The sequence below is a fragment of the Peribacillus sp. FSL M8-0224 genome (assembly GCF_038003055.1).
GTDB classification, from domain to species: Bacteria; Bacillota; Bacilli; order Bacillales; family DSM-1321; genus Peribacillus; species Peribacillus frigoritolerans.
The window spans coordinates 3,082,227-3,109,080 of record NZ_JBBOOJ010000001.1 but is presented as its reverse complement, the minus strand read 5'-3'; the positions used below and the strand labels follow the sequence as shown (position 1 = coordinate 3,109,080).

The 26,854-nt window shown below is 42.4% G+C and carries 27 protein-coding genes; 21 read left to right on the top strand and 6 right to left on the bottom strand.

Annotated elements, in window-relative coordinates:
* Window positions 1-573: 573 nt before the first annotated feature.
* The 5 genes from MKX49_RS14855 to MKX49_RS14835 all read left to right on the top strand — a co-directional run bounded on the left by MKX49_RS14855 (window position 574) and on the right by MKX49_RS14835 (window position 4,598).
* Window positions 574-1,377: a transporter substrate-binding domain-containing protein gene (locus tag MKX49_RS14855; protein WP_170946886.1), complete on the top strand. Its 804-nt coding sequence runs from the start codon at window positions 574-576 to the stop codon at window positions 1,375-1,377.
* Between the two features lie 120 nt (window positions 1,378-1,497).
* Window positions 1,498-2,157: an amino acid ABC transporter permease gene (locus MKX49_RS14850; protein WP_034311315.1), complete on the top strand. Its 660-nt coding sequence runs from the start codon at window positions 1,498-1,500 to the stop codon at window positions 2,155-2,157.
* Window positions 2,150-2,872 carry an amino acid ABC transporter ATP-binding protein gene (locus tag MKX49_RS14845; protein ID WP_048678537.1) on the top strand — a complete coding sequence of 241 codons (723 nt, stop codon included), beginning with the start codon at window positions 2,150-2,152 and terminating at the stop codon, window positions 2,870-2,872. The genes MKX49_RS14850 and MKX49_RS14845 overlap by 8 nt, the downstream gene beginning before the upstream one ends.
* A 190-nt stretch (window positions 2,873-3,062) precedes the next feature.
* Window positions 3,063-4,052: an aromatic acid exporter family protein gene (locus tag MKX49_RS14840; protein WP_048678535.1), complete on the top strand. Its 990-nt coding sequence runs from the start codon at window positions 3,063-3,065 to the stop codon at window positions 4,050-4,052.
* 30 nt (window positions 4,053-4,082) lie between these two features.
* A complete protein-coding gene (locus MKX49_RS14835) occupies window positions 4,083-4,598 on the top strand; it encodes a L,D-transpeptidase (protein WP_034308230.1) in 516 nt (171 codons plus the stop codon).
* Between the two features lie 43 nt (window positions 4,599-4,641).
* Here MKX49_RS14835 and prli42 read toward each other — a convergent pair whose 3' ends face one another.
* On the bottom strand, window positions 4,642-4,737 hold the full coding sequence (gene prli42, locus MKX49_RS14830) for a stressosome-associated protein Prli42 (RefSeq protein WP_152908319.1): 96 nt from the start codon (window positions 4,735-4,737) through the stop codon (window positions 4,642-4,644).
* 167 nt (window positions 4,738-4,904) lie between these two features.
* Here prli42 and mce point away from each other — a divergent pair, with 167 nt between their 5' ends.
* The 5 genes from mce to gndA all read left to right on the top strand — a co-directional run bounded on the left by mce (window position 4,905) and on the right by gndA (window position 11,096).
* Window positions 4,905-5,330 (top strand): methylmalonyl-CoA epimerase, encoded by a 426-nt coding sequence (gene mce / locus MKX49_RS14825; RefSeq protein WP_072273208.1) that lies wholly within the window; start codon window positions 4,905-4,907, stop codon window positions 5,328-5,330.
* Complete coding sequence (locus MKX49_RS14820) at window positions 5,327-6,877, top strand: acyl-CoA carboxylase subunit beta (protein ID WP_072273207.1); 1,551 nt, start codon at window positions 5,327-5,329, stop codon at window positions 6,875-6,877. The genes mce and MKX49_RS14820 overlap by 4 nt, the downstream gene beginning before the upstream one ends.
* Before the next feature lie 194 nt (window positions 6,878-7,071).
* Window positions 7,072-8,193 carry a tripeptidase T gene (locus MKX49_RS14815; RefSeq protein ID WP_048678525.1) on the top strand — a complete coding sequence of 374 codons (1,122 nt, stop codon included), beginning with the start codon at window positions 7,072-7,074 and terminating at the stop codon, window positions 8,191-8,193.
* A gap of 174 nt (window positions 8,194-8,367) precedes the next feature.
* The gene (locus MKX49_RS14810) at window positions 8,368-9,642 is read left to right on the top strand and encodes a DNA polymerase IV (RefSeq protein ID WP_340876889.1); all 1,275 of its coding nucleotides are present in this window, start codon (window positions 8,368-8,370) and stop codon (window positions 9,640-9,642) included.
* A 41-nt stretch (window positions 9,643-9,683) separates the two neighbouring features.
* Window positions 9,684-11,096, top strand: a complete 1,413-nt coding sequence (gndA, locus tag MKX49_RS14805) for an NADP-dependent phosphogluconate dehydrogenase (protein WP_106026865.1) — start codon at window positions 9,684-9,686, stop codon at window positions 11,094-11,096.
* 91 nt (window positions 11,097-11,187) lie between these two features.
* Here the strand turns inward: gndA and MKX49_RS14800 are convergent, their stop codons facing one another.
* Window positions 11,188-11,361 (bottom strand): hypothetical protein, encoded by a 174-nt coding sequence (locus MKX49_RS14800; protein WP_034308217.1) that lies wholly within the window; start codon window positions 11,359-11,361, stop codon window positions 11,188-11,190.
* A 500-nt stretch (window positions 11,362-11,861) separates the two neighbouring features.
* On the bottom strand, window positions 11,862-13,358 hold the full coding sequence (zwf, locus tag MKX49_RS14795; protein ID WP_034308214.1) for a glucose-6-phosphate dehydrogenase: 1,497 nt from the start codon (window positions 13,356-13,358) through the stop codon (window positions 11,862-11,864).
* Between the two features lie 229 nt (window positions 13,359-13,587).
* Between zwf and rnz the strand changes: the two genes are divergently transcribed.
* The 5 genes from rnz (at window position 13,588) to MKX49_RS14770 (ending at window position 18,446) form a co-directional block, all read left to right on the top strand.
* The gene (gene rnz, locus MKX49_RS14790; RefSeq protein ID WP_340876887.1) at window positions 13,588-14,529 is read left to right on the top strand and encodes a ribonuclease Z; all 942 of its coding nucleotides are present in this window, start codon (window positions 13,588-13,590) and stop codon (window positions 14,527-14,529) included.
* Between the two features lie 63 nt (window positions 14,530-14,592).
* Window positions 14,593-15,411, top strand: coding sequence for a phytoene/squalene synthase family protein (locus MKX49_RS14785; RefSeq protein WP_340876886.1), 819 nt, complete (start codon window positions 14,593-14,595; stop codon window positions 15,409-15,411).
* 206 nt (window positions 15,412-15,617) lie between these two features.
* A complete protein-coding gene (locus MKX49_RS14780; protein ID WP_048678510.1) occupies window positions 15,618-16,613 on the top strand; it encodes an ABC transporter substrate-binding protein in 996 nt (331 codons plus the stop codon).
* A gap of 32 nt (window positions 16,614-16,645) precedes the next feature.
* Window positions 16,646-17,677, top strand: a complete 1,032-nt coding sequence (locus tag MKX49_RS14775) for an ABC transporter permease (RefSeq protein WP_057278771.1) — start codon at window positions 16,646-16,648, stop codon at window positions 17,675-17,677.
* Window positions 17,652-18,446, top strand: coding sequence for an ABC transporter ATP-binding protein (locus tag MKX49_RS14770; RefSeq protein ID WP_340876885.1), 795 nt, complete (start codon window positions 17,652-17,654; stop codon window positions 18,444-18,446). The genes MKX49_RS14775 and MKX49_RS14770 overlap by 26 nt, the downstream gene beginning before the upstream one ends.
* Window positions 18,447-18,603: 157 nt before the next feature.
* On the opposite strand, the gene MKX49_RS14765 is transcribed toward MKX49_RS14770, so the two are convergent.
* Complete coding sequence (locus tag MKX49_RS14765; RefSeq protein WP_063594070.1) at window positions 18,604-19,155, bottom strand: MerR family transcriptional regulator; 552 nt, start codon at window positions 19,153-19,155, stop codon at window positions 18,604-18,606.
* A 285-nt stretch (window positions 19,156-19,440) separates the two neighbouring features.
* Between MKX49_RS14765 and MKX49_RS14760 the strand changes: the two genes are divergently transcribed.
* Window positions 19,441-19,872 (top strand): VOC family protein, encoded by a 432-nt coding sequence (locus tag MKX49_RS14760; protein ID WP_323598513.1) that lies wholly within the window; start codon window positions 19,441-19,443, stop codon window positions 19,870-19,872.
* Between the two features lie 110 nt (window positions 19,873-19,982).
* On the opposite strand, the gene proC is transcribed toward MKX49_RS14760, so the two are convergent.
* A complete protein-coding gene (gene proC / locus MKX49_RS14755) occupies window positions 19,983-21,104 on the bottom strand; it encodes a pyrroline-5-carboxylate reductase (RefSeq protein WP_340876883.1) in 1,122 nt (373 codons plus the stop codon).
* Window positions 21,105-21,566: 462 nt separating this feature from the next.
* Here proC and MKX49_RS14750 point away from each other — a divergent pair, with 462 nt between their 5' ends.
* From MKX49_RS14750 to MKX49_RS14740, 3 genes are all read left to right on the top strand, one after another.
* Entirely contained in the window at window positions 21,567-22,535 is a 969-nt protein-coding gene (locus MKX49_RS14750; protein WP_048680215.1) for an MBL fold metallo-hydrolase, read from the top strand.
* A gap of 23 nt (window positions 22,536-22,558) precedes the next feature.
* Window positions 22,559-23,350, top strand: a complete 792-nt coding sequence (locus MKX49_RS14745) for an SDR family NAD(P)-dependent oxidoreductase (protein WP_323597773.1) — start codon at window positions 22,559-22,561, stop codon at window positions 23,348-23,350.
* A 149-nt stretch (window positions 23,351-23,499) separates the two neighbouring features.
* A complete protein-coding gene (locus MKX49_RS14740) occupies window positions 23,500-24,027 on the top strand; it encodes a hypothetical protein (RefSeq protein ID WP_340876881.1) in 528 nt (175 codons plus the stop codon).
* Between the two features lie 51 nt (window positions 24,028-24,078).
* On the opposite strand, the gene MKX49_RS14735 is transcribed toward MKX49_RS14740, so the two are convergent.
* Window positions 24,079-24,738, bottom strand: a complete 660-nt coding sequence (locus MKX49_RS14735) for a C40 family peptidase (protein ID WP_034308187.1) — start codon at window positions 24,736-24,738, stop codon at window positions 24,079-24,081.
* 415 nt (window positions 24,739-25,153) lie between these two features.
* Between MKX49_RS14735 and MKX49_RS14730 the strand changes: the two genes are divergently transcribed.
* On the top strand, window positions 25,154-26,413 hold the full coding sequence (locus tag MKX49_RS14730) for a Y-family DNA polymerase (protein WP_048680204.1): 1,260 nt from the start codon (window positions 25,154-25,156) through the stop codon (window positions 26,411-26,413).
* A gap of 26 nt (window positions 26,414-26,439) precedes the next feature.
* On the top strand, window positions 26,440-26,772 hold the full coding sequence (locus tag MKX49_RS14725) for a YolD-like family protein (protein WP_054400243.1): 333 nt from the start codon (window positions 26,440-26,442) through the stop codon (window positions 26,770-26,772).
* Window positions 26,773-26,854: the final 82 nt, after the last annotated feature.

Below are 26,854 nucleotides of genomic sequence, written 5' to 3'. Positions count from 1 at the left end.
GAATCAACTGAAATGTAATTTTTAGAAAACCTGTAGACTGGACACATCCCGAACCAAATTTTAGAATAGGTGATCCTTCATGTTTTTTTACAGTATTCCTTAATGGATGGAAGAAATTTGCGACACTCCTGCCGAGTAACTGGCTAGCCGAGACCCCGCAGGCGCTTGCGCTGAGGAGGCATGCAGACAGTCGGCGGAAAGGGAGCGGATTTCTGGAATCAACAGAAATAAGAAAAAAACTATATGAAAACTGGCTTTTGTTCGAATTTTGTCTACAGTCTGAACCCACCCAATCGGTGTTTTTTTTATTCATGAAATTGCATAAGTCAGGAACTTTTGGGAAAAAAGATAGATATGGAAGCGGATATATTACCTTTGGTGAGAAAGCACGAAGCCCAAATGTAAAATTATGATAATATTCTGAAAAATGAATCTATTATTTACGTTATTGAATAATTATTAGAGTGTGTTAAAATACACATTAGTGTATGAATATTAGTTATTCGAAATTTAACTAACCTAATTTAATAACAAGAGAATTGAAAATATCATTTTGGAGGAATAATAATGAAGTTGAAAAAGCAGTTAGCATTGTTGCTTACTTCTATTTTATTAGTAGGTATTTTAGCGGCATGCGGAACATCAGAGAAAGAAGATAAGAACACAGCTGACAATGAAGACAAAAAGGTCCTGGTAATGGGAACATCTGCGGATTATCCGCCATTTGAATTTGTTGAAACATCTAAAAGTGATGAAATCCAAGGATTTGACATTGATATCGCTAAAGCAATCGGAAAAAAATTAGGTTATGAGGTCGAAGTGAAGGACATTGACTTTAATAGTCTAGTACCTGCCCTGGAAAATAAATCGGTCGATTTCGTTATCTCCGGAATGACTCCAACAGAAAAACGTGAGCAATCAGTCGATTTCAGTGATATTTACTATACAGCTAAAAACATGATCATCACGACAAAGGACAGTAAAATCAAAACTGTTGAAGATTTAAAAGGGAAAACGGTTGGCGTACAGCTTGCATCCATCCAGGAGACATTGGCAAATGACTTGAATAAATCCCAAGATATCGGGATGAAAGTTGAAAAACGGAATCGTATTCCCGAGGTTGTTCAAGAAATGTCAACAGGACGTTTTGACGCCGTGATCATGGAAGATACTGTTGCAAAAGGCTACTTGAAAGATAATAAAGAATTGGTTGGCCATTTGATCAAGTCTGGTGATCAAGATGCCGGTTCGGCAATCGCTTTCCAAAAAGGAAGCAAGTTAACTGAAGAATTCAATGCCGAGTTGAAAAAAATGATGGAAAATGGTGAAATGGAAAAATTAATACTAAAATGGTTCGGTGGCAGTGAAACTGAATAAAACAGAGAGATGAAAAGCGTTCAGAATGCCTTCTGAACGTTTTTCCGCGCTTTATTGTTAATAAAATGAAGCAGGAGGAAGGTCCAAAGATAACGGCCTTCATAAGAGAGGATGAATGGAGTGAATCTGGAATTTGAAAGGATTATGCCTTCCCTTCCATATATCCTGGAGGGAATACCGACTACATTAAAGGTTGTAGCGGTAGCGGCAGTAATCGGATTTGTTTTGGGAATATTATTATCTATACTTAAAATCAGCAGAATCAAGCCATTGAATTGGATTGCTGACTTTTATACATCCATTTTTCGCGGTACCCCTTTGGTGCTGCAATTAATGCTGATTTATTTTGGTTCACCACAAATATTAGGGATTCAAATCGAAGCGTTCCAAGCAGCATTTTTAGCATTCGGGCTAAATTCAGCTGCATATATCTCTGAAATTATCAGGGGAGGCATTTTAGCGGTCGATAAAGGCCAACGAGAGGCTGCACTTGCACTTGGGGTTCCCTATTCAGGGATGATGCTTAATATTATCCTTCCGCAGGCCATCAAGAACATCCTGCCATCCCTTGTTAACGAATTGATTTCCTTAACGAAGGAATCAGCCGTTGTCACAATTATTGGATTAGGGGATATCATGCGCCGTGCTTATATTGTCGGCGGTGAGACATATAAATTCTTCGAGCCGATTTTATTTGCCGGTCTCATTTATTATGTGATGGTCATGATTCTCACCATCTTAGGCAAAGTGATTGAAAGGAGAATGAGACGCAGTGATTAAAATTGATGGACTCAAAAAAAATTATGGTAAGCTCGAAGTTTTAAAAGGAATCAGCACCGAGATAGGACAGGGTGAAGTGGTAGCGATCATCGGTCCATCCGGTTCGGGAAAATCAACTTTCTTGCGCTGCATCAATATGCTTGAAACTCCAACTGATGGTCAAATCAGGTTTAAAGATCAAATCATCACTGAAAAAAAGACCAATATCATGAAAGTGCGTGAAAATGTCGGAATGGTATTTCAACATTTCCATTTATTTCCTCATAAAACCGTACTGGAGAATTTGATATATGCACCTATGAAGGTGAAAAAATTATCAAAGGCCGAGGCTGTAAAACAAGCTCGTGAGCTCTTGACTAAAGTCGGTTTGGCCGATAAAGAATCGACTTATCCGAATCGTCTGTCAGGCGGACAAAAACAAAGGGTCGCGATTGCACGGGCATTGGCAATGAACCCGGAAGTAATGCTTTTCGATGAGCCGACTTCAGCGCTTGACCCCGAGATGGTAAAAGAAGTGCTCGAGGTTATGAAGTCACTGGCACATACGGGGATGACCATGCTGATTGTAACGCATGAAATGGGCTTCGCCAAAGAAGTGGCCGATCGAGTACTATTCCTGGACGGAGGTCTGCTCGTTGAGGAAAGTGCTCCGGAAGATTTCTTTTCCAATCCGAAAAGCCAGCGTGCAAAAGACTTCTTGGAAAAAGTTTTATAAGCTAAAGCAAATAGTATATAATTGTGAAAAAAGGTAACGTTTAGTTACCTTTTTTATTTTTTTCCTATAATGTATTTTTGCGTGCATGTATTTAGAAAAATTGGAAATTTAACTCGCAAAGGACTGTAAAAATTTCTGATTTCCTGATAGTATTATAATAGATGGAGAAAGAGCCAGGTGATACATAACAATGTTTAAAATCGGATACAGGACGATTAAAACCGCTTTGGGGGCCACCCTGGCAATTATTATTGCACAAATGCTTAATCTCGAATATTTCTCTGCCGCGGGAATCATTGCGATCTTATGCATCCAAGTTACAAAAAAGAAGTCGGTGTATGCCTCCTGGCACCGGTTTTTAGCTTGTTTGATTGCAATGGCCTATGCATCCCTATTATTTCAGTTCATCGCATTCCATCCGCTGATAATAGGTTTGATTCTCTTGATTTTCATTCCAACGACAGTGGCCTTGAAGATTAATGAGGGGATCGTGACGAGCAGCGTCATCATCATGCACCTATACGGGTCCGGTAACATCACTTTTTCCCTGCTGATCAATGAAACGATATTAATTGCAGTTGGAGTAGGAGTGGCACTTGTCATGAATCTGTACATGCCTAGTGTCGATGACAAACTGCTGGCCTATCAGGAAAATATCGAAACGAACTTCAGTGCGATCTTGATGGGAATTGTCCGCTATTTGAGGGATAATGATCACACATGGGATGGTAAGGAAATCACCGAAACAGCCAATCTTCTTAATCAAGCCAAGAGCCTTGCCTTCAGGGACGTGGAAAATCATTTCTTAAGGGAAGAAGACCTGTATTACCATTATTTCAAAATGCGTGAAAAGCAATTTGAAATAATTGAACGAATTCTTCCCCTGGTCACGAATATTCCGTTGGTCGTCAAGCAAAGCGGGATAGTGGCTGATTTTATAGAAGATTTGGCAGAAAACGTCCACCCACAAAATACGGCCATCCTTTATCTGAAGAAGCTTGAAGAAATGGAGATTCATTTTAGGGGAATGGCACTGCCGCAGACACGTGAAGAGTTCGAATCCAGGGCTGCATTACTGCAGCTCATGAAGGAAATGGAGCGCTATTTATTGTTGAAGCATTCCTTCAAGGGATTACCCAAGCTGACCGGCAACCGAATGAAAAAGAGGCACTTGGCTTAAACTAAGCAAAAAAGTAAAGGAATGATACAAATGAAATGGATCCTTTCTTTGTTGCTTATGCTATCTTTGTGGCCGTTACAGGTACAGGCCCAGCCTCAATCGGTTAAGCCTGGCGATCCGTTTATCATCATCAATAAAGCCAACAATAAATTGGCGTTCATTGATGATAACGAGGTCAAGGAGATTCTGCCGGTCGGTACGGGAAAGAGTCAGGAACTGACACCTGAAGGGATCTTCACGGTCAAAGTAAAAGCGGTCAATCCATATTACCGGAAAAAGAATATTCCTGGCGGTGATCCCAGGAACCCTTTGGGGTCGCGGTGGATTGGCTTCGATGCACGAAATACCGATGGGAGGATATACGGCATACATGGTACGAATCAGCCATCATCGATTGGTGAATATATTTCAAATGGCTGTGTACGGATGCATAAATCCGATGTGGAGCGTTTGTACGAAAAAGTCCCCATCGGCACTAAGGTGTTGATCACCCTATCGAACGAGGATTTCAAAACGCTGGCTAAGAAAAACGGAGCGATAAAATAAAGAGAGGGAAGCTTTTTGGCTCCCCTCCCCATTACGGTGTCTATTACATAAGAAATGCGATACCTGATAATAAGCTCGTTAATAACATTGAGATAAGCATTAAATACACGACGATCTTTCTGATTTTCTTGTTTCCCATATGCTCTCTCCCTCAATACAGTTTGATTGATTTTATTTTAACTTGAACATTTAGTAGAAACAAGTAAAAGTATAATGTTCATATTATTCCGAATCTTAAAAGGCTTTAATGCAAGATTAGTAGTATTTTAATGGAGTCATCCAATAATACATAGCATGGGGGTTTTTATGATGATTAAAAATATCGATCATATCGGTATTGCCGTCAAGTCACTAGATGAAGCCTTGCCGCTTTACACGGAAACGTTGAAATTGAAACTTGAAGGAATCGAGACAGTGGAGAGCCAAGGAGTGAAAGTGGCCTTCATCCTGGCAGGCAATACCCGTTTGGAATTGTTGGAAGCGTTGTCACCTGCAAGCCCAATCGCCAAATTCATCGAAAAACGCGGTGAAGGGATTCATCATGTGGCACTTGGCGTCGAAGACATCGAAGATAGAATAAAAGAAATCAAAGAAGCTGGATTGCGCATGATTGATGATTCATCAAGAAAGGGAGCGCACAATGCGGATGTTGCTTTCGTTCATCCGAAGTCTACCGCGGGAGTATTATATGAGCTTTGTGAACAAGCATTATCAAAGGAGGAGCAGAAATGACAGACATTTATGATACGATCAATGACCTATATGACAGACGCCGCAAAGTGGAAATGGGCGGCGGTGAAGAAAGAATCGATAAGCAGCATGATAAGGGCAAACTTACGGCAAGGGAAAGAATTGAACTTCTAGTTGATCCAGGTACTTTCATCGAGCTTAATCCTTTTATCAAACACCGTAATACCAATTTCGGCATGGAAAAGGAAGAAGGGCCGGGAGAAGGGGTTGTCACCGGTTACGGAAAGGTCAACGGCCGCGACATTTATCTGTTTTCACAGGATTTTACTGTTTTTGGCGGTGCACTCGGTGAAATGCATGCTCTGAAAATTGCCAATGTTATGGATTTGGCAGCGGAAAATGGAGCCCCTTTCATAGGTTTGAACGATTCTGGTGGGGCGCGTATTCAAGAAGGCGTAGTTTCGCTTGACGGATATGGCCAAATATTTTACCGGAATTCCATATATTCAGGGGTCATTCCACAGATTTCGGTTATTATGGGACCTTGTGCAGGCGGAGCCGTATATTCCCCAGCCATTACCGACTTTGTCTTCATGGTTGAAAAAACGAGCCAAATGTTCATAACAGGTCCTAAAGTCATTGAAACGGTTACAGGTGAAAAGATTTCATCCGAAGGATTGGGCGGAGCGACTGTACATAATACCATCAGCGGTAATGCCCATTTCAAAGGAGCATCTGAGGAGCAAGTTTTGGCTGACGTTAGACGGCTCCTGAGCTATCTTCCACAAAATAATGAAGAGAAGCCGCCGGTTTTGGAAGCGGATGAGGGAGATGACTACCGGCCGGACTTAACGGATGTAGTTCCTTATGAAGGCATCCGCCCATATGATGTTCGGAAAGTGTTGGAGCAGGTTGTCGATGAGGATTCCTTTATGGAAGTGCAAGAGGGCTTTGCGAAAAACATAGTGGTCGGCTTGGCACGGATCAAAGGGAAATCAGTGGGGCTTGTCTGTAACCAGCCAAAGGTGTTGGCAGGGGGACTTGATATAGATTCATCAGATAAAGCTGCCCGTTTTATTCGTTTTTGTGACTCGTTTAACATTCCGCTTATTACGTTTGAAGACGTTTCAGGGTTTTTCCCCGGCGTTAAACAAGAACATGGCGGGATCATTCGCCACGGTGCAAAGCTGCTATATGCTTATTCGGAAGCAACAGTACCTAAATTGACGATCATTCTGCGAAAAGCATACGGAGGAGCTTATGTGGCTCTTAATAGTAAATCCATCGGTGCGGATCTTACATTTGCATGGCCGAATGCTGAAATCGCTGTAATGGGTTCTGCTGGAGCGGCAAATATCATTTTTGCCCGTGAAATTCAAAATAGCCAGGATCCGGAAGCGACACGAGCGGCTAAAATTGAAGAATACCGTGAGAAGTTCGCCAATCCATATGTTGCCGCAAGTCTTGGAATGGTGGATGATGTTATCGATCCCCGTGAAACCAGGATTAAGATCATTCAATCTCTTGATATGCTACGCAACAAAAAAGAAACTCGACCATGGAAAAAACACGGAAATATCCCATTGTGATCAAACTTTGCAAGGAGCCCAAACTTATCTGTTTTGGGCTCTTTTCCATATGGGGCCAAGATATCATTTTGAAATAAGTCATCCATCATTCACTTTTTAAAACGGTCTTTAGGATCAGCATGCCACATTATTTGCCGGGGTGCCGCTTTTAGAAGTATAATTGAAGAGGAAAACTTTTTTGGAGGTTTTATTTTATGATTAATGAAGAACGTTTAGTTAATGAATTTATGGAATTGGTGCAGATCGATTCCGAAACGAAAAATGAAGCAGCCATCGCCAAAGTGCTGAAGGAAAAATTCGGGGCACTAGGTGTAGAAGTTTTTGAAGATGATACAACAGCAGTCACCGGTCATGGTGCAGGGAATTTAGTATGTACTTTAAAAGGAACGAAAGAAGGCGTAGATACCATTTATTTCACCTCCCATATGGATACGGTTGTACCGGGTAATGGAATCAAGCCTTCCATCAAAGATGGATACATAGTGTCAGACGGAACGACCATTTTAGGGGCGGATGACAAAGCTGGATTAGCGGTCATGTTAGAAACGCTTAAAGTGTTGAAAGAACAGAATATCGAACATGGTACGATCGAATTCATCATTACAGTCGGTGAAGAATCTGGCTTGGTAGGGGCAAAGGCATTGGATCGCTCCCTTGTAACGGCTAAATTCGGGTTTGCACTTGATAGTGATGGAAAAGTGGGCAATGTGGTTGTTGCTGCACCTACTCAAGCGAAAGTGTCCGCAACCATTTTAGGCAAGACTGCTCACGCTGGTGTCGCTCCAGAGAAAGGCGTTTCGGCCATTACGATCGCTGCCAAAGCAATCTCTAGAATGCCATTAGGCAGAATCGACGAGGAAACGACAGCCAATATCGGACGTTTCCAGGGGGGACAGCAAACCAATATTGTTTGTGACCATGTTGAAATCCTTGCAGAAGCAAGATCCTTGATCCCTGAAAAAATGGAAATACAGGTAGCGAAAATGAAAGAGGCTTTTGAGACTGCAGCCATTGAAATGGGCGGACGTGCTGAAGTTGAAGTTACCGTCATGTATCCTGGTTTTAAATATGGTGCTGGTGACCATGTTGTCGAAATCGCAAGAAAGGCAGCAGAGAAAATTGGCCGTCCATGCGAGCTGGTTAAAAGCGGCGGTGGAAGCGATGCAAATGTCATTGCAGGCTTTGGCATCCCTACTGTCAATCTCGCAGTGGGCTATGAAGATATCCATACTACGAATGAAAGAATTCCAGTTGAGGAATTAACGAAGCTAGCTGAAATGGTCATCACTATCATCAAAGAAGTTTCAGGGGAATAATCACCCATAATAGGTCAAGATGTTCAAAGTATTGAAGGAATATATGTACAGTCATCAATGACATGATGGCTGTTTTTCTTGGAGTGGAAGCATCTTTCACCGTGGTTACCAAAGATAAATAGGGGTACTTTAATAGAAATGTTTTTTATTTTTACAAGGATGTGACGGTCAAGCATGAAGGACATGTATCCCAAAAATGGCAGGGTCATTCTCCATGTAGACATGAATAGTTTCTATGCTTCAGTGGAAATGTCATATGATGTTTCATTGAAAGGCAAACCGCTTGCCATTGCAGGGAATGTTGAAGAGAGAAGGGGCATAATCGTCACCTGCAGCTATGAGGCGAGGAAGTTCGGGGTTAAAACGACCATGCCGATTTGGCAGGCGAAAAAATTATGTCCTCAATTAGTCATTCAGAAACCGAATTTCGAGCGCTATCGAAAGGCATCACTGGCTATTTTCGATGTTTTGAGGCAATATACAGAGATGGTTGAACCGGTTTCGATTGATGAGGGGTATCTGGATATCAGTGAATGCGCCGAATTGGGTTCGCCTTTAGATATAGCCAATAGCATTCAGGAAAGAATTTTTCATACGATGGATCTCCCTTGCAGTATCGGGATTGCCCCTAATAAATTTTTGGCCAAAACGGCTTCTGATATGAAGAAACCTATGGGTATCACCGTGTTAAGGAAACGGGACATTCCGGAAAAGCTCTGGCCTTTACAAGTGGGCGAAATGCATGGCATCGGGGAAAAGACATCGGAAAAGCTTCAAACTATCGGGATAATGACGATCAGGGACCTTGCACACACCAATGATAGTCAACTTAAACAGCTTCTTGGGATCAATGGCATCCGTTTGAAGGATAGGGCTAATGGAATTGACCCAAGGGTAGTGGATCCCGAAGCGATTTTTGAGCATAAGAGCATCGGGAACTCGACAACACTTCCGCATGACTCCGCTAATCAAAAAGAATTGATCGGTGTATTGGAAAAGCTTTCCGGGAAAGTTGCCGTCCGCTTGAGAAGTAAACGCCTCCTTGGTCAAAAAATAGGTGTGACGATCCGTTACAAAGACCGCCGGACAATTACGAGAAGCAGAACGGTTCCTAATCCAGTTTTTGAAAAAAAGGATATTTTGGATGAAGCTATCGATCTCTTCATGAAAAATTGGAATGGGGAAGGAATCAGGCTTCTTGGTGTCACAGCCTATGATGTCATCGAAAAAGAGTCGGCCTTCAAGCAACTGGATATTTTCTCCTTTCAAGAGGATGCAGAAAAAGAACCTCTGTATGATGCGATGGAACACTTGCAAAATAAGTACGGAGAAAATATTATTAAAAAGGGATTACCCTTGAAAAACCGTTCAATAGGAACAGACACTAGCTTCAGTAAAGATTTCTTTGAGCAATCCAGGAGGAATGATCCTTCTTTTGACAAAGAATAGCGTACAAGCTGTGTAAAGATAGAGAGAAGGGATGATGAATCATGACAAAACAGCAGATTGGCGTTATCGGACTAGCCGTAATGGGCAAGAACCTTGCATTTAATATTGAAAGCAGGGGATATTCAATTTCCGTATATAATCGCTCAGGATCAAAAACGGACGAGATGATGAAGGAAGCGGAAGGCAAAAACGTAACAGCCGCTTATACGCTTGAAGAATTCGTCAATTCTTTGGAAACACCACGCAAAATTTTATTGATGGTTAAAGCCGGAGCGGCAACTGATGCAACAATCGAGCAATTAAAACCGTTGCTTGAAAAAGGTGATATCGTTATTGATGGAGGGAATACCTTCTTCAAGGACACTCAGCGCCGCAATGAGGAGTTAAGCAAGCTTGGCATCCATTTCATCGGTACAGGCGTGTCAGGGGGGGAAGAAGGAGCTCTAACAGGTCCTTCCATCATGCCTGGAGGTCAAAAGGAAGCATATGAACTTGTTGCACCGATTTTGAAGGATATTTCAGCTAAGGTCGATGGTGATGCTTGCTGCACGTATATCGGACCGGATGGGGCAGGTCATTATGTTAAAATGGTACATAATGGTATTGAATACGGGGACATGCAATTGATTTCCGAATCTTATTTCCTTCTGAAAAATCTCCTTGGACTATCTGCTGAAGAATTCCATGAAGTCTTTACTGAATGGAATGAAGGGGAACTTGATAGCTATTTAATTGAAATTACTGCTGATATTTTCAAAAAATATGATGAAGAAACCGGCAAGCCGATGGTCGATGTCATTTTGGATAAAGCTGGCCAAAAAGGTACAGGTAAATGGACAAGTCAAAGTGCGCTTGATCTTGGTGTTCCGCTTCCAATCATTACGGAATCCGTGTTTGCCCGGTTTATTTCAGCAATCAAGGACGAGCGTGTCGAAGCGAGTAAAATCCTTCGTGGTCCAAAAACCGATTCATTTACAGGCGACAAAAAAGCTTTGATTGAAAGTATCCGAAAAGCACTTTATATGAGCAAAATCTGTTCATATGCACAAGGATTTGCACAAATGAAAGCAGCATCAGAAGAAAATGGCTGGAACTTGCAATATGGGGAAATCGCGATGATTTTCCGTGGCGGCTGTATCATTCGTGCACAATTCCTCCAAAAAATCAAGGAAGCGTACGATCGTGAAGCGAACTTGAACAATCTTCTTCTAGATCCTTACTTCCAAGGGATCGTCGAAAGCTACCAAGGAGCTTTACGTGAGGTAGTATCAACGGCTGTGATGAACGGAATCCCGGTTCCTTGCTTGTCATCGGCACTTGCCTATTTCGACAGCTATCGTACAGAAACACTGCCAGCTAACCTGATTCAAGCTCAGCGTGACTATTTTGGAGCTCATACTTACCAACGCATTGATAAAGAAGGAACGTTCCATACCGAATGGATGGAAAAATAAAAAGTTCAAGCCGGCTTAGAAGGGACCCCCTTTAAGCCGGCTTTTTTGTTTCATCATAAAAAAAGGGGGCGCTTGGCGCCCCCTTTTATTACTATCTCCGATGCTCTACAAGGTCAATGACCCCTAATACAACATGTGCCAAACCGAAACCAAAAACCGTATTAGCTACCATTTTGTTTGAACCCCGGGTCTGCTTCATTGCATAACCCGCAGCTGTCACGGCTGTGCCCAACGCTGTTGGAATTAATCCTTCACGAATGTCCATCGTTTAATCCCTCCACATCGAAGTTAGCGGTACTGTCACTAAGCACCTTTTTTAGTGTATCCTCAGCAAAGGCTTACCATTCTTTTTAGATAAGGGTAAAAATGGTAAAGATGAACTAGTTGTAAATAGTTCCAATTAATTTACCTTTTTTAGGGAAAACGTAGTATGATGTATGACATTCATCCTTGCATTTTTTAGGTTTAAACACCTGTGGAAAAAGGAATATAAACATTGAAAGAGATGGGCGGACCGTAGAATACAGTAGGCAGAAAGAGAGAGAAGGAGCGGAGGACTTTATGTTCATCATCTGGTGGGCTGTAGCCATTTTTTTATTTTTCATTGCCTTAGAATCTGGTGTTTCGTTTTGGCTTAATTCAGAAAAAGAGAAAGAAATGTCTAAGTCCAAGGAAATGTTTCATATTATCCGGAATAAATGGCTGAGGAAGAGTGTTTCATGAAGAAGAAGGGATGCAGATTCAAATCTGCATCCCTTTTTCATTTCAATCATTATTTTCATTTTTCTTGACTTGCCACCAAATATGTCCATCTTCCGCCAGGAGTTCATCGGATGCAAGTGGACCTGTTGATCCTGCTTCATAGTTAGGGAAAGACTCGTCTTTAGTATTTTCCCATGCATTGGAAATGGTATCGACGAACTTCCATGAGAGGGCAACCTCGTCCCAGTGCGTAAAGTTTGTAGCATCCCCGCGCATGCTGTCAAATAATAGCTTTTCATATGCCTCAGGAGAATTGATGTGTTCGATCCCTTTGTTCGAGACGGTCAGCTTCATTGGCTTTGTATTGGATGTCGTCCCGGATTTCTTGACATTTAAGTACAATGTGATACCTTCGTCAGGCTGGATATTGATGACGAGAAGATTCGGATTCAGCGTTTCTTCCGTTTTATAATACAGATTCATTGGGATATCTTTGAATTGAACAACGATATTCGTTGATTTGACATCCATTCTCTTACCGGTACGGATATAAAAAGGAACACCGGCCCAACGGAAGTTATCAATCATCAATTTACCCGCAACATAGGTCTCTGTGTTGGATTCGGGATTTACATTATGTTCATTTCGGTAGGCCGGAAGCATTTGACCATCTATCGTTCCTTCACCATACTGGCCACGAACGAAGTATTGGTTGACTTCGTCGACTTTCATTGGTCGAAGTGAACGCAATGCCCGTACTTTTTCGCTTCTAATCTCTTCTGTCGTCAAAGCGATCGGTGGTTCCATTGCAAGCAAGGCCACCATTTGCAGCAGGTGGTTTTGGACCATATCCCTTAGGGCACCGCTGGTTTCATAATAACGCCCGCGTTCTTCAACGCCGAGTGTTTCGCTTGAAGTAACCTGGATGTTGGATATATATCTGTTATTCCATAGCGGCTCGAATAGGGCATTGGAAAAACGGATGACCTCGATATTTTGTACCATTTCTTTACCTAAATAATGATCGATACGGTAGATTTCATCTTCAGCGAATGCAGTCCGAATCTGCTCATTCAATTGTTGTGCTGTTTCAAAACTGTGTCCAAATGGCTTCTCGATGACCAGGCGCTTATAGCCATCCGTGTCACTCAGGCCTTGTGCTTTAATCTGTTCGGCAATCGTTCCGAAAAACTCAGGTGCCATCGCCAAATAGAAGATCCTGTTTCCTTCTAATTGATATTGTCCGTCTAATTGTTCGGCAATGTCTTTTAATTGCAAATATGATTCGGAACTTGAGACGTCATGGGAGTGATAATGGAAATGGGAAATGAATTCGTCGACCTTTTCTTCCGCATGTCCGAACGTAAGAATCGAGTCCTTGACACTTGTTTGGAACTCCTCGTTCGTCAATGGCCTCCTTGCCACTCCGACGACCGCGAACTTATTGATTTTCTCTTTTTGAAATAGTCGATATATGGAAGGAAACAATTTCCTTTTCGCTAAATCTCCGGTAGCACCAAAAATCATGATCAATGCTGTGGGTTTATTGTTTTCTGTCATGTTAAAACCTCAACTTTCCGTTAAATCTGTCTATAAAGTTGGAATTCCCGAATGTGTACCAATTTCTAATTTTACGTTTAGCTTTCCCTCAAAGCAATCAATTTGCGCATTTTTTCTCAGATTTCATTAAAAGTTTAATTTGGTTTCTGTTTTAATGGGTCATAAATGAAAGAGCACCTTGGTTATGCTATAGTTAAGGCATAAAGTATTTGCAACGGAGGTAGTATGAGTGGATTTCGTTTTATTGGGTACAGGCGCTGGCGTTCCGGCCAAAGCGCGGAATGTGACATCGATCGCCCTTCAATTATTGGAAGAACGAGGGACGGTTTGGTTATTCGATTGTGGGGAAGCAACACAGCATCAAATATTAAAAACGGCGGTCAAACCGCGAAAGGTTGAAAAGATCTTCATCACCCATTTGCATGGTGACCACATCTTCGGACTGCCTGGTTTTTTAAGCAGCAGATCTTTTCAGGGCGGAGTGGATAAATTGACCGTATATGGTCCACAAGGCATAGATTCATTCATTAAGACGAGCTTACAGGTGAGTGGAACTCATTTAAAATATCCCTTGGAAATCATCGAAATTGAAGAAGGCATAGTGTTTGAGGACGAACAATTCACAGTGACGGCCAAGTCGCTTGATCATGGCATTTACAGCATCGGTTATCGGATTGTGGAAAAAGATCGTCCGGGCAGCCTACTGGTCGATCGGCTGCGTTCCGAAGGTGTGAAGCCGGGGCCTCTTTATAAAGCATTGAAAAATGGACAAACGGTCTGTCTCGATGATGGCCGTGTCATAAATGGGAAGGACTATATCAGTGCTCCGCATAAAGGCCGGATCATCACGATTCTTGGTGATACAAGAATGTGCAGCAATGCGCTCATTCTTGCTGAATCGGCGGATTACCTTGTTCATGAAGCTACATTTTCAGCGGAAGAATCTGAAATGGCATCAGCCTATTATCATTCGACCACCGTTCAGGCTGCAGAAACGGCCTTGAAAGCGGGGGCTAAGCATCTAATCCTTACGCATATCAGCTCACGGTATACTCCAGAGGATGCTGAGAGGCTAAAAGAGGAAAGCAAAGCGATCTTTGCAAATACGATCATGGGTGAAGATCTAATGGCAATTAAAGTTCCTTTGTATTCAGAGGAATCGGGCAGCTGAAATCAAAGCCAATGTTTGATATAATTAATCAATTGTTCATTGGATATTTAAAGGAGTGTAAATATGACTGACAAAAGTGACCTACATACTAAAGCAATGGATTTTCTCCTAAAAACAAGCCGGACTTTTTTCATTCCAATCAGTTATCTTCCAAAGGGATTACAAGAGGCTATTGGAGCTGCATACCTTTGCATGCGCGCCATTGATGAGATCGAGGACCACCCAGGTCTTCCGGCAGATAGTAAGGTTTCCCTGTTACAGGCCCTTAGTGAGCTGCCGGATGCGGATTTCAAGGAAGAAGATCTTCAAAAGTTATTTGAACCATATAAGGATGACCTGCCTGAGGTGACACTGTTTCTTTCGGACTGGGTTGAATTTTGTCCACACGGTGCAAAAGGCAAAGTCTTGGAGTCAACAAAGGAAATGGCCGAAGGCATGGCAAAATGGGTTATTAAGGACTGGCAAATCCATAACGAAGAGGAACTCGATGATTACACTTATTATGTTGCAGGTTTAGTAGGGGTCATGCTGTCTGATATGTGGAACTGGTACGACGGAACCGAAACGGACCGTGAACTTGCCATCGCATTTGGCCGTGGACTCCAAACGGTCAATATCCTGCGTAACCGTGAGGAAGATGCAGAACGTGGTGTGAACTTTTATCCCGATGGCTGGGGTTTTAACGAGATGCTTGCCCATACGGAGCGTAATCTTGCATTAGCCGATGCGTACATTGGAGAGATTGAAACGAAGGAAATCATCCAATTTTGTAAAATACCCTTGGAATTGGCAAAAGCCACATTGAAAGCCCTAAAAGAAGGCAAAGAAAAAATTGATCGGGCTACCGTTACCGAAATTGTCAGCCAGGTTGTCGAACATTGATTTTTCCAAAAGCTGCTGTGAAAGTTACCATACCTTTCACAGCAGCTTTTTTCATGTTTTACATGTAGAACTCAAAAAATTCTAAAAAGTTAAAAAATATATTGGAATAATTGGGACTAAACGATTATAATTTAGGAAATAAAAGCGAAAAAGCTGGCGTCGATAGAAAAACATTATTTTAAATAAGGAAAAAGCGGGGGGAAAATATGAAAAAGAAATTATATTCAGCTGCAGCCATGACATTGGTCGCAGGTTTATTGTTGGCTGGGTGTGGAAATGAAAAGGAAAAAGATGCGGCAAAGGATGAAAGCGGAAAGGATACCTTCAACATTGGGGTGACACAAATCGTTCAGCATGATTCCCTGGATCAAGCATATGAAGGCTTCCAGGCGGCATTGAAGGATAGTGACATCAATGCGAAATATGATCTTCAAATTGCTCAGGGTGACCAAAACAACAGCCAAACGATTGCCAATAACTTCGTTGGGGATAAAGTGGATCTGATATTTGCGAATTCGACTCCTAGTGCTCTAAGTGCTTTAAATGCGACCAAGGATATTCCGATCGTCTTTACATCGGTTACCGATCCTGTAGCGGGGGAGCTTGTCACTTCTTTGGAAAAACCAGGCGGAAATGTGACGGGTACGACGGATTCCCATCCTGAAGCCATTGCCAAGTCAATGAAATTCCTAGCGGAAGAGCTTGGCGCCAAAACGATTGGAACGGTTTATAACACAGGGGAGCAAAATTCAGTCGTCCAAATAAAAAATGTGAAGGCGGAAGCGAAAAAAGCTGGATTGAAAGTCGTGGAAGCGTCCGTCTCGACTTCAGCGGATGTTAAACAGGCAACGGAATCATTAATCGGAAAAGCGGATGCTTTCTATATCATTACTGATAATACAGTTGTCTCGGCACTGGAATCGGTCATTTCCGTGGCAAATGATCAAGATATCCCCTTGTTTGTCGGCGAGCTTGATTCCGTGAATGCTGGCGGTTTTGCAGCATATGGCTTCAGTTACTATGATATTGGTTATGAAGCGGGGCAAAAAGCGGTTGAAATCCTCAAGGATGGTAAAAAACCTGGAGATATCCCGGTTCAATATCCACAAAAACTGAAATTGGTCATCAATGAAAAAGCAGCAAAAGATATGGGTGTTGAAATAAAAGAAGAATGGAAAGCAGATGCTGAGTTTGTAAAATAAACTCTGCTTTTGTTCGGGGAAGGAAGAAAAAAATGTTCTCAGCCTTATTCAACTCTTTTGAGTCGGGAATGATTTATGCAATCATGGCACTTGGTGTCTATTTAACATTCAGGATTCTCGATTTCCCGGATATGACTGTGGAAGGCAGTTTTGTGACAGGGGCGTCTGTTGCCGCGATTATGATCGTTAACGGTTACTCGCCGATCGTAGCCACGTTGTGTGCCATGGTGGCAGGCTTCATCGCTGGGACGATAACGGGGTTCCTTCATACGAAAGGGAAAATCAATCCTCTTTTGGCAGGTATCTTAATGATGATTGCGCTCTACTCGATCAATTTGCGGATCATGGGTGCATCCAACATTCCGTTGCTTTCCCAAACAACCATTATCACGAATATCCAGGATGCCTGGGCTGGCACCGGACTGGACAATTTGTTGAATGGTCTTTTATCATTCGTGGGTCTCGGTGACAGCCTGCCAAAAACGTGGGCCATATTAATCGTTATGCTGGTTGTGGCTGTAGTCATCCAAGCGGGAATGTCAGCGTTTTTAAAAACGGAAATTGGTCTTGCCTTACGGGCGACTGGTGATAATGAAGCCATGGTCAAGAGTTTTTCCGCCCATACCGGCAACATGAAGATCTTAGGACTTGCAATCGGAAATGCACTTGTGGCTTTTTCGGGATCCCTGGTTGCCCAATATAACGGTTTTAGCGATATAGGCATGGGGATTGGAATCATTGTCATCGGATTGGCATCCGTCATAATCGGTGAGGCTCTATTTGGTGCAAAAACGATTGCACGTGCTACGCTGGCTGTCATTGGAGGGGCGATCATTTACCGAATCGTCGTAACCTTGGCACTTCGCGTTGAATTCCTTGAAACGGGAGATGTTAAATTAATTACGGCACTTATTGTGGTCGGGGCACTTGTCATTCCAAAAATTTCCGATAAACAAAAGGAAAAAACCCGGAAGAAAAGGCGGCTTAAAGAAATACAGATGCGTCATGATGGCACTTTACCGAAAGGGAGGGAAGAATATGCTTCGGTTAAATCAGATTTATAAAGTGTTCAATGAGGGAACACCAGATGAAAAGCTAGCCCTTGGAAATCTGGAACTGCAGATGACAAAAGGTGAATTTGTAACAGTAATCGGTAGTAATGGAGCAGGTAAATCGACTTTGATGAATATGATTTCCGGCAAGATTCTCCCTGATGCCGGTGAAGTCATCATCGATGGTGAAAACGTATCGGCCATAGAAGAACATGCCCGTGCAAAAATGATTGGACGCGTTTTTCAGGATCCCATGCTGGGTACTGCACCGCATATGACGATTGAAGAAAATATGGCAATTGCCTATGGCAGAACCAAAAGAAGAGGTTTAGGCTTTGGGGTGACAAAAAAACGGAAAGAACTTTTTAAAGAATGTTTGGTCACCCTTCATTTAGGCTTGGAAAACCGGATGACTGCAAAAGTGGGATTATTGTCAGGAGGGGAGCGTCAGGCACTATCACTGCTGATGGCGACCTTCACCGATCCTAAAATCCTGCTTCTTGATGAACATACTGCAGCGCTTGATCCTTCGCGGGCAGAACTTGTTACAAACCTGACGAAGGAAATCGTCGAAAAGAACCAATTAACGACGTTGATGGTGACTCATAATATGCAGCAGGCAATCGATCTTGGAAATTCCCTGATCATGATGGATAAGGGACAGATCATTTTCGAAGCCAGAGGCGCTGCAAAGCAGAAGTTAACCGTCGAAAAACTGCTTAACGAATTCCAACGCATCAAAGGCGAAAAAATGATCAATGACCGTGCAGTGTTGATTTAAGATGATGAAAAGGCCCGACCCAGTTGAGATTAATCTTGGGTCAGGGCCTTTTTATTTTGGGGTAATTAATAAGATCAGGTCCTATTTCTGAAGAAATGCTTTGCCTAACAAAAATGGTTATTTGTGGGGTGCTCATGAAAAATCTTGATAATAGATGTCAATCGCTGTCGGCTGTGCTCCATGATGAACTATCGTTCTTTCTGTTTCCGAAAATCATTTTTATGAATGGCCTTTTCTTCGTCTTTTTAGTGGCAGCAGCTTCTTCAGCTGCGAGGAAATAATCAAAGTGCTGGCCCGTTGGTGTTTCCAACGCTTCGATACGGGCTTCAAGCTTTTTAACGAGTTTGTGCATTTCTTCCATTTCACTTCTGTGCTGTAAAAGCTGATAGGATACAACATCGTCCGCTTTTGTTTTCAGGCCATTTTCAAGCCTGATGACCCGTTCAAGCAGTTGATCATGTTCTTTATTCGGTTCGGAGTGTTTCTGGATGGTTGCTTTTCTAACTTTTTTCTCTGAGATGCTGACCTTTTGGAGAATGATGCCCTCGTTCAGCTGATCTTGGATTTTTCTCAATAATGCAATGTCTTCATCCGAAAACTGGTAGTGGCCAAGCTGATTCCGTTCTACTTCCATGTTCAATTGGGTGACCCAGCGTTGAATCGTACTATGGGAAACATTCAGTAACCGGGCAACTGCACTTGTATTCATCGAGATTCCCCCTTTTGCTTGTTGAATTCGATAAGTGTGGGGGAATTCCTTTACAGATGACAAAACATGTATTCATTCGGCAAAGAAAGTGGAATTCCTACGTAATTTGCATGAGGGTCAATCCAAGGTGGATTCCCCGTGCAACTGCTTTTTGCAAAGTGGTGAGCAGTGTTAGGAACTTTAAGAAGCATTTGCTATGGTATGGGTGATGGTCAATCAAGCTAAAAAGGGAAAAGTGATCCAGATGTCGAATTTACCCTTAAAACATGGAAAAGGAGGACTAGCATGAACAGGATCAACATTATAACTTTAGGTGTCAGGGATATTACTCAATCATTAAGGTTTTACCGGGACGGGTTGGGATTCCGTACATTGATTAAAGAGGACGCTCCCGCAATCGTTTTTTTTAATAATGCCGGTACGAAACTTGCTTTGTATCCTTTAGAGGAGCTAGCAAAAGACATTAATGAGATGGAACCGCCTAAGAAAAATGGTTTCCCGGGTCTTACGCTCGCTTATAATGCTAAATCCATTGAAGAAGTGGATGAAGTGATCAACAAGGCTGAAAAGGCTGGGGGAACGATCGAGAAATCACCTCAGCATGTTTTTTGGGGAGGATACAGCGGATATTTTTCAGACCCCGATGGTTACTATTGGGAGGTTGCGTATTCGAAGGACTGGAGTTTCGATGAAAATGATATGCTGATTATAAAGTAACGCTCACTTCAGAAGGTTTACCCTTTATAAGATGTATGGATCATATAAAGGGCTGTTGCCTGCAACTGCTGCAGGAGTGGCCAGGCAACAGCCGATCATCATCATGCGGCTTACTGCGAAACTACATATTTGGCCAGTTCTTTACTTATTTGATTGCCCATTCGCTTCGATTGCTCTGTCGCTTCTTGTACACAGGCAATGAATGCATCTTCCACTTGATGTGCTTGTAGTGCCTTCAGACCTGCTTCAGTCGTTCCGCCTGGTGAAGTTACTTCCTTTCTTAGTACGGCAGGCGTTTTAGGTGATTTCTGTAACATGTCGGCTGCACCCATCAATGTCTGGAGAATCAATTGCTTAGCGGTTTCGGAATCGAGCCCTATTTTTTCCGCTGATTTTTCCAATGCCTCGACCAAGTAATAAATATAAGCAGGACCGCTGCCTGATAAGCCTGTTACCGCATCTAGCTGGGTTTCTTCGACCACTGCCACCGTACCCACCGTTTCAAAAAGGGTAATCGCCGTTTGTAATTGCGAATCTTTCGTATGACAGTTAGCCGCAAGGGCCGTTGCTGATTTTCCTACAGCTGCCGATGTATTAGGCATGGCACGGACGATCGAAAACCGCTTGTTGGCGATTCCTTCCAAGCTTGTTGTATGAACCCCGGCAACAACGGAAATGAACAGCATTTCTTCACGAATGTATTCTTTTATTGATTGCATCGTTTCTAAAATATCTTTCGGTTTCACCGCCAGTACGACAAGGTCTGCATCCTTTACTAATAACTGCAGTGATCGTGTTGCAGTTACACCATATTGGTCCTTTAAATAAACGAACCGATCATCATTTGATTTATTTGTTACAAAAATATTTTCTGGTTCAATTACCTGTTGGGTCACCAGCCCCGAAATGATTGCTTCTGCCATCGATCCAGCTCCGATAAACGCGATTTTTTTCATATTTCCCGCTCCTTTTTCTTTTGAATTTTCGGCCATTTTATGAAGGCTGTTTTCACATACTTTGTTGCTATTTACCAGGTAGTGAGTTGTGGTTGATTTCCCTTCCAGATGCTCGCTTTCCTCGGGGCGGGCGGTGAGCCTCCTCGGCGTAAACGCCTGTGGGGTCTCACCTGTCCCGCTGCTCCCGCAGGAGTCTCGCACTTCCGCTCCAATCAACCTTAAATAGTTTCGTTTAAAAACAACAATCTTTACGAAAAGAGCCTTTATGAAAAACAAAAAGACCCCTCATCCAATAAAGGACGAAAGGTCTAGCTTCCGTGGTACCACCTTTGTTCAACTTTTCCATAATAAATAAACAGAAAAGCTGCACTTGATTCCTCTAACGCGGGAATTACGTCAGGTTTTCCTGAAGGCTCATAAGGTAGGTTCAATAATGAGGGGGCGATGAAGCCTTTCAGCACATTCCGAGCTTCACTCTCTTTACGCCATCAATAATTTACTTGGCCTTAATCAAAGCCATGCCGTCTTTAATTACTTGTGATTATGAAGGATATATCAGTACTCTGTCAATGATAATATATGCATGGACGATAAAAAATAGACATGAATTATGTGAAAATAATGACAGTAATTTAAAATACATGTAAAATGGTAATTATACATGATAACTATACTTAGAATCCTGGTTAGCGTATAAAAAGATTTATATAAATATAATTTTCTAAGGTGGAAAAGATTATGGCGAATTGGAATGGAGATATTGCGAAAATTGCTTTGCCCACGCCGTTTGCAGTGGGTGATGTGAATGTTTATGTCGTTAAAGGGGATGCTTTAACATTAATCGATACCGGCGTGAAAACAAAACGTTCAAAGGAAGCCTTGACTAACGGTCTTGGGGATTTGGGTCTGAAACTGACTGATATCGAACAAATCATTTTAACCCATCATCATCCCGATCATGCTGGTGCACTCGATTTCTTTGAAAAGGATATCCCGGTTTATGGACACAAAAATAATCAGCGCTGGCTTACTATCAGTGATGAGTTTCTTGAAACCCATAATCGTTTTTTCCTTGATTATGCCAAAAAGTTCGGAGTGGCAGAAGAACTGAAAAATAAACTGATCCATAACCGCGACGAAATCCGTTTCCTTAGTGAACGGAAACTGCATGGATATTTGGCTGAGGGGGATGAGCTCCCTGGTCTTCCAGGCTGGAAAGTGATCGAGACTCCAGGGCATGCGCAAAGCCATTTATCTTTTTACCGGGAAAGTGACGGGATCATGATCGCAGGCGATCACTTGCTTGCCAAGATTTCGCCTAACCCATTAATGGAACCACCTTTACTCCCTGGAGGCATGAGGCCTCGTCCGTTACTGCAATATAATGCATCACTTCAAAAATTATTGGATTTCCCCATATCCACTGTTTACTCAGGACATGGATCTGAAGTGGCAGGAGATGCAGTTGCAGACTTGATTCAATATAGATTCGAGCGGCAGCATAACCGTGCCATGCAGGTGAAAAGCATGCTTCAAGATAAGCCTTTATCTGTCTTTGAAGTGTGTCAGCAGCTGTTTCCGAAAGTATACCTTCAGGAAGTGGGCCTGACACTTTCGGAAACGGTCGGTCAGCTGGACTATTTAGAAGACTTGGGTGAAGTCCAAACAGAAATCCAATCAGGGGTCATTCTGTATTCAATCGCTTAATGTTCGCAAGGAGGCCGCTTTTTTTGAATAAGTTACAAGGTAAAGTTATTGTTATTACCGGTGCTTCCGGAGGGATTGGCAAGGAAGTTGCCATTCAAAGTGCAAAACAGGGAGGCCGTCTCGTCCTCTTGGCCAGAAGCATGGATAAATTACTGCTGCTGAAGAATGAACTGATCACCCAATATGGGATTGATGCATATGCCTATAAGCTTGACGTTGCAGACACGGATCAGGTGACAAATGTTTTTAATGACATCCATGAGCAAATAGGTGAAGTGGATGTGTTGGTCAACAATGCTGGTTTCGGCACGTTTAAAGAAGCGCAGGATACGGAATTAAATGAAACGAAAGCAATGTTTGCTGTCAACGTCATTGGCTTAATGGCCTGCACAAAGCTGGTTCTGCCGTATATGAAGCAGAGGAAATCGGGGCATATCATCAATATCGCTTCACAGGCCGGTAAAATCGCCACTCCTAAATCAACATTGTACTCTTCTACCAAGTTCGCAGTTCTTGGCTATTCAAACGCACTTCGGCTCGAACTGATGGAAGATCATGTTTTTGTGACCACCGTCAATCCTGGCCCTATAGAAACGAATTTCTTTAACATTGCGGATGAATCAGGTACATACTTAAAGAACGTTGAAAAATTCATGCTTAAGCCTGGAGATGTCGCTGCTAAAATCGTAGCGGCGATGCTGACCAACAAGAGGGAAATCAATCTCCCTGGCTGGATGAATTTAGCTGGGAAATGGTATAACATGTTTCCGAAGGTCACCGAAACATTAGGAAAAAAAGCATTTTTCAAAAAGTAGGCTAGTCTTTCGATACCAGACGAAAAATGGTCCAATAATAGGTAAAGGGGAATGTCGATGACATTCCCCTTTTGATTTAACCGAAGTTATCATTTGAATGGGTAACTATTTCATGGGGAGTCCGTCTATTTCTATTAGGAGGGATTTTCATGAAGATGATTGTAAACCTTTATATATATTTATTCGTCGCCCTTATTCTGGGCAGCTGTCAATCCCCTGATTGGAACATGGATGAATCCATTGATAAAGGGGAAGAAGGTTTCATTACGGATCTTGACGATAAAAGGATTTTGATTAAAGGGACGTACTATAAGGTGACTAATGATACATATATTCAAGATCAACATGGTAATGACCTCGATTATTCCGAACTGGAAATAGGGATGAAAGTGAAACCATGGCACCGGGGCGGGGTGAAGAAATCATTTCCTGGGAAAGCGGAAGCGGAATTGATTCTTGTTTTGACGGATGAAAACAGCTTGGCCGAACAAAGGGCGGTCATTGCTGCTCTCGATCATGTCAGCAAAGCGGAAAGTCAGCGATTCATGGTTCTCGAAGTCGCCCATTTACCTTCAGAGCATGTTTATAATATCGAAATGATGAATCGTTCCAACTTGGATTCTTCATTCATTGTGACAGTTGAGGATGTAACGGATGAAATATTATATATAAAATAAAACAACCGGACTGAATCACTTTGAATTCCGTCCGGCTGTTTGTCCTGGATTTTATAAAGTTTTCGCACCTAAATATTTTGGTTTCCAATAAGAATTATCCATATCCGTAATGGTTATTCCTTTGGAAGACGTAGCACTAATGAATTGACCATTTCCGATATAGATCCCAACATGGGATACTCCTGTTCTTCCAGAAGAAGTATCAAAGAATACAAGATCACCCTTAGCTGGTGAAGATACTTTTAAACCCGTATTGGAATAGAGCAAGGATGTTGTACGCGGTAAGGTAATTCCTTGAGATTTCTGGAATACGTAATAGACGAAGCCTGAGCAGTCAAATCCAGTTGGTGTTGTTCCGCCCCATTTGTAGGGTTTGCCTATTAAGGTTTTTGCATAGCTGATCAAGCTAGTATTATTGACATTATAAACACCAAGCGCATTAAATGTGTTACGGCCGGCAATTCCGTCGGCAGTCAACCCTTTGGCTTTTTGGAATTTTTTTACTGCAGATACAGAATAGGTGCCGTAATATGTAGTCAGTGAACCTGAATATGTGAAATAACCTTTGGTTTTTAATAGTTGTTGTAGTTGTTTGACATCACTATGTGTCATTCCGGGTCTGAGGGTTTGGTCTCCAATATTGGCAAAGGCTTGCAGTGGGGTTAGCATCATGGCAGATGCAACAGCAGCTGAAGCGATCCATTTCTTCATAATTTTCATTTCCTCTCTATCTATCTCTCTATTATTTCTTAACAATATTATCCTACAATACCATTATGACAAATAGACATAATTTTGGTTACATTTTCATTACAAAAAAATGAGCATTAAGACTGGATTCCAAGTAGACGAAAGCCTGTTGAAAAGGGTGGGGGGATTTTAAAAGACTAAGCATATGGACCTACTTAAAATTATTCAAGCTACCAATTAATCTTTTTCAAAAAAACAATCTGGATGCTAAGTTTAAATTTGGTATTTTATCCATTTTTAGTATCTATTATATTTTTCAAGGAAATTACAATAAAAAGTAGAAATTTGTATGAAAACTTCCATTGAATAAGAACGTATATTCGGTTAAAGTTATGAATATAATAAAGCGAACGTATATTCTTGTTAGGGTGAAGAAATGATGGATTATGGGACGATGCCGAAACAATCAATTATGTGTATCGATATGAAAAGTTTTTATGCAAGCTGTTCAGCGGTCATGCTTGGTCTGGACCCGCTTGATTGTTATCTGGCGGTGGTTGGTGATTTGAAGAGGACAGGGAGCATTGTGCTCGCGGCTTCTCCAAAGATGAAGAAGGAATTTGGCATCAAGACAGGTTCGCGGATGTTTGAGATCCCGAATGACCCGAGGATTGTCGTCGTTGAACCTAAAATGGCGACTTATTTAAGGGTTTCGACGGAAATCACCCGCTTGTTCAACCGTTATGTGCCAAAAGAAGCGATTCACGTATATAGTGTGGACGAAAGTTTTGTGAAAGTCGATGGTGCCGCTTCTTTATGGGGAGATGCCCGCATGATAGCTGAAAAGATAAAAGATGAAATTGAACGGGAATTACAGCTCCCCTGTGCCATTGGAATTGGACCGAACATGCTCATGGCAAAACTTTGCCTTGATTTGGAAGCCAAACATCAGGGGATTGCAGAATGGAAGTATGAGGATGTGCCAAGCAAACTTTGGCCGATTTCCCCGCTTCGTGAAATGTGGGGGATCGGCAGGCGCGTAGAAAAAACCCTTCATGGAATGGGTATATTTACGGTTGGGCAGCTTGCCAATTATGATCTTGAATTACTTGAAGCGAAGTTTGGAATTATGGGCAATCAGCTTTACCACCATGCCTGGGGAATAGATTTATCCGATATGGGGGCAGCGATCATCGAAGGGCAGGTCAGCTTCGGCAAAAGTCAAATCCTGCTGCGGGATTATAAGGATGAGCATGAGGTAAAGCAGGTCATGCTGGAAATTTGCGAAGAAGTTGGAAGAAGGGCACGCACCCATCGTAAGGCAGGAAGAACGGTGAGCCTAGGCATTGGTTACAGCAAGGATGAGTTTGGCGGAGGTTTCCATCGTTCGCGTTCGATTAATGAACCGACCAACATCACGATGGAGTTATATAAAGTTTGTCTGGAGCTTTTCCATGAGAACTATAAGCAAAAAACGGTTCGAAGCATAGAGGTCAGACTCTCGAATATTGTGGATGATAATGAGATGCAGCTGACTTTATTTGATGCTTCGCGCTGGAAGAAGCGGGAATTGAGTTACACGGTTGATCGAATCCGCCACAAATATGGAGCCAAATCGTTATTGCGTGCCGTTTCGTATACAGAAGCAGGTACAGCCGTATACCGAAGCAAGCTGCTTGGTGGGCATAAGGCGTAAGGCTGACTTTGAAAGGAGGGAAAAGAATGATTCGTGATCGCGGCCGTATCAAATGGACATCGATGATGTTGCCGGAACATGTGAAGATGCTCCGGGATTGGGTGGTGGAGGATGGCTATGAAACGAAGCGCATCCTGGATGAGCAGCAACTGGAAGAAATGAATGCGGTAATGGGGGAAGCGATGGAGGAAAGAAAGGATGTCACGATTGCTCATTATGAAGGAAACCGGTATCAGCTGTTAATCGGCAGGATCCATTATTATAATGAGCTCACCCAAAAGCTCCATATCGTTGACCGGTTTGAGCAGGCTCACTATATCAGGCTTTCCGATATAGCGGATGTAAGGATAATGGAATGATGAGTGGAAGGGCTGTTCCCCAAGGGACAGCCTTTCATTTTCGAAACGGCATCGTGATGAAAGGACTGACGTGATATAAGAG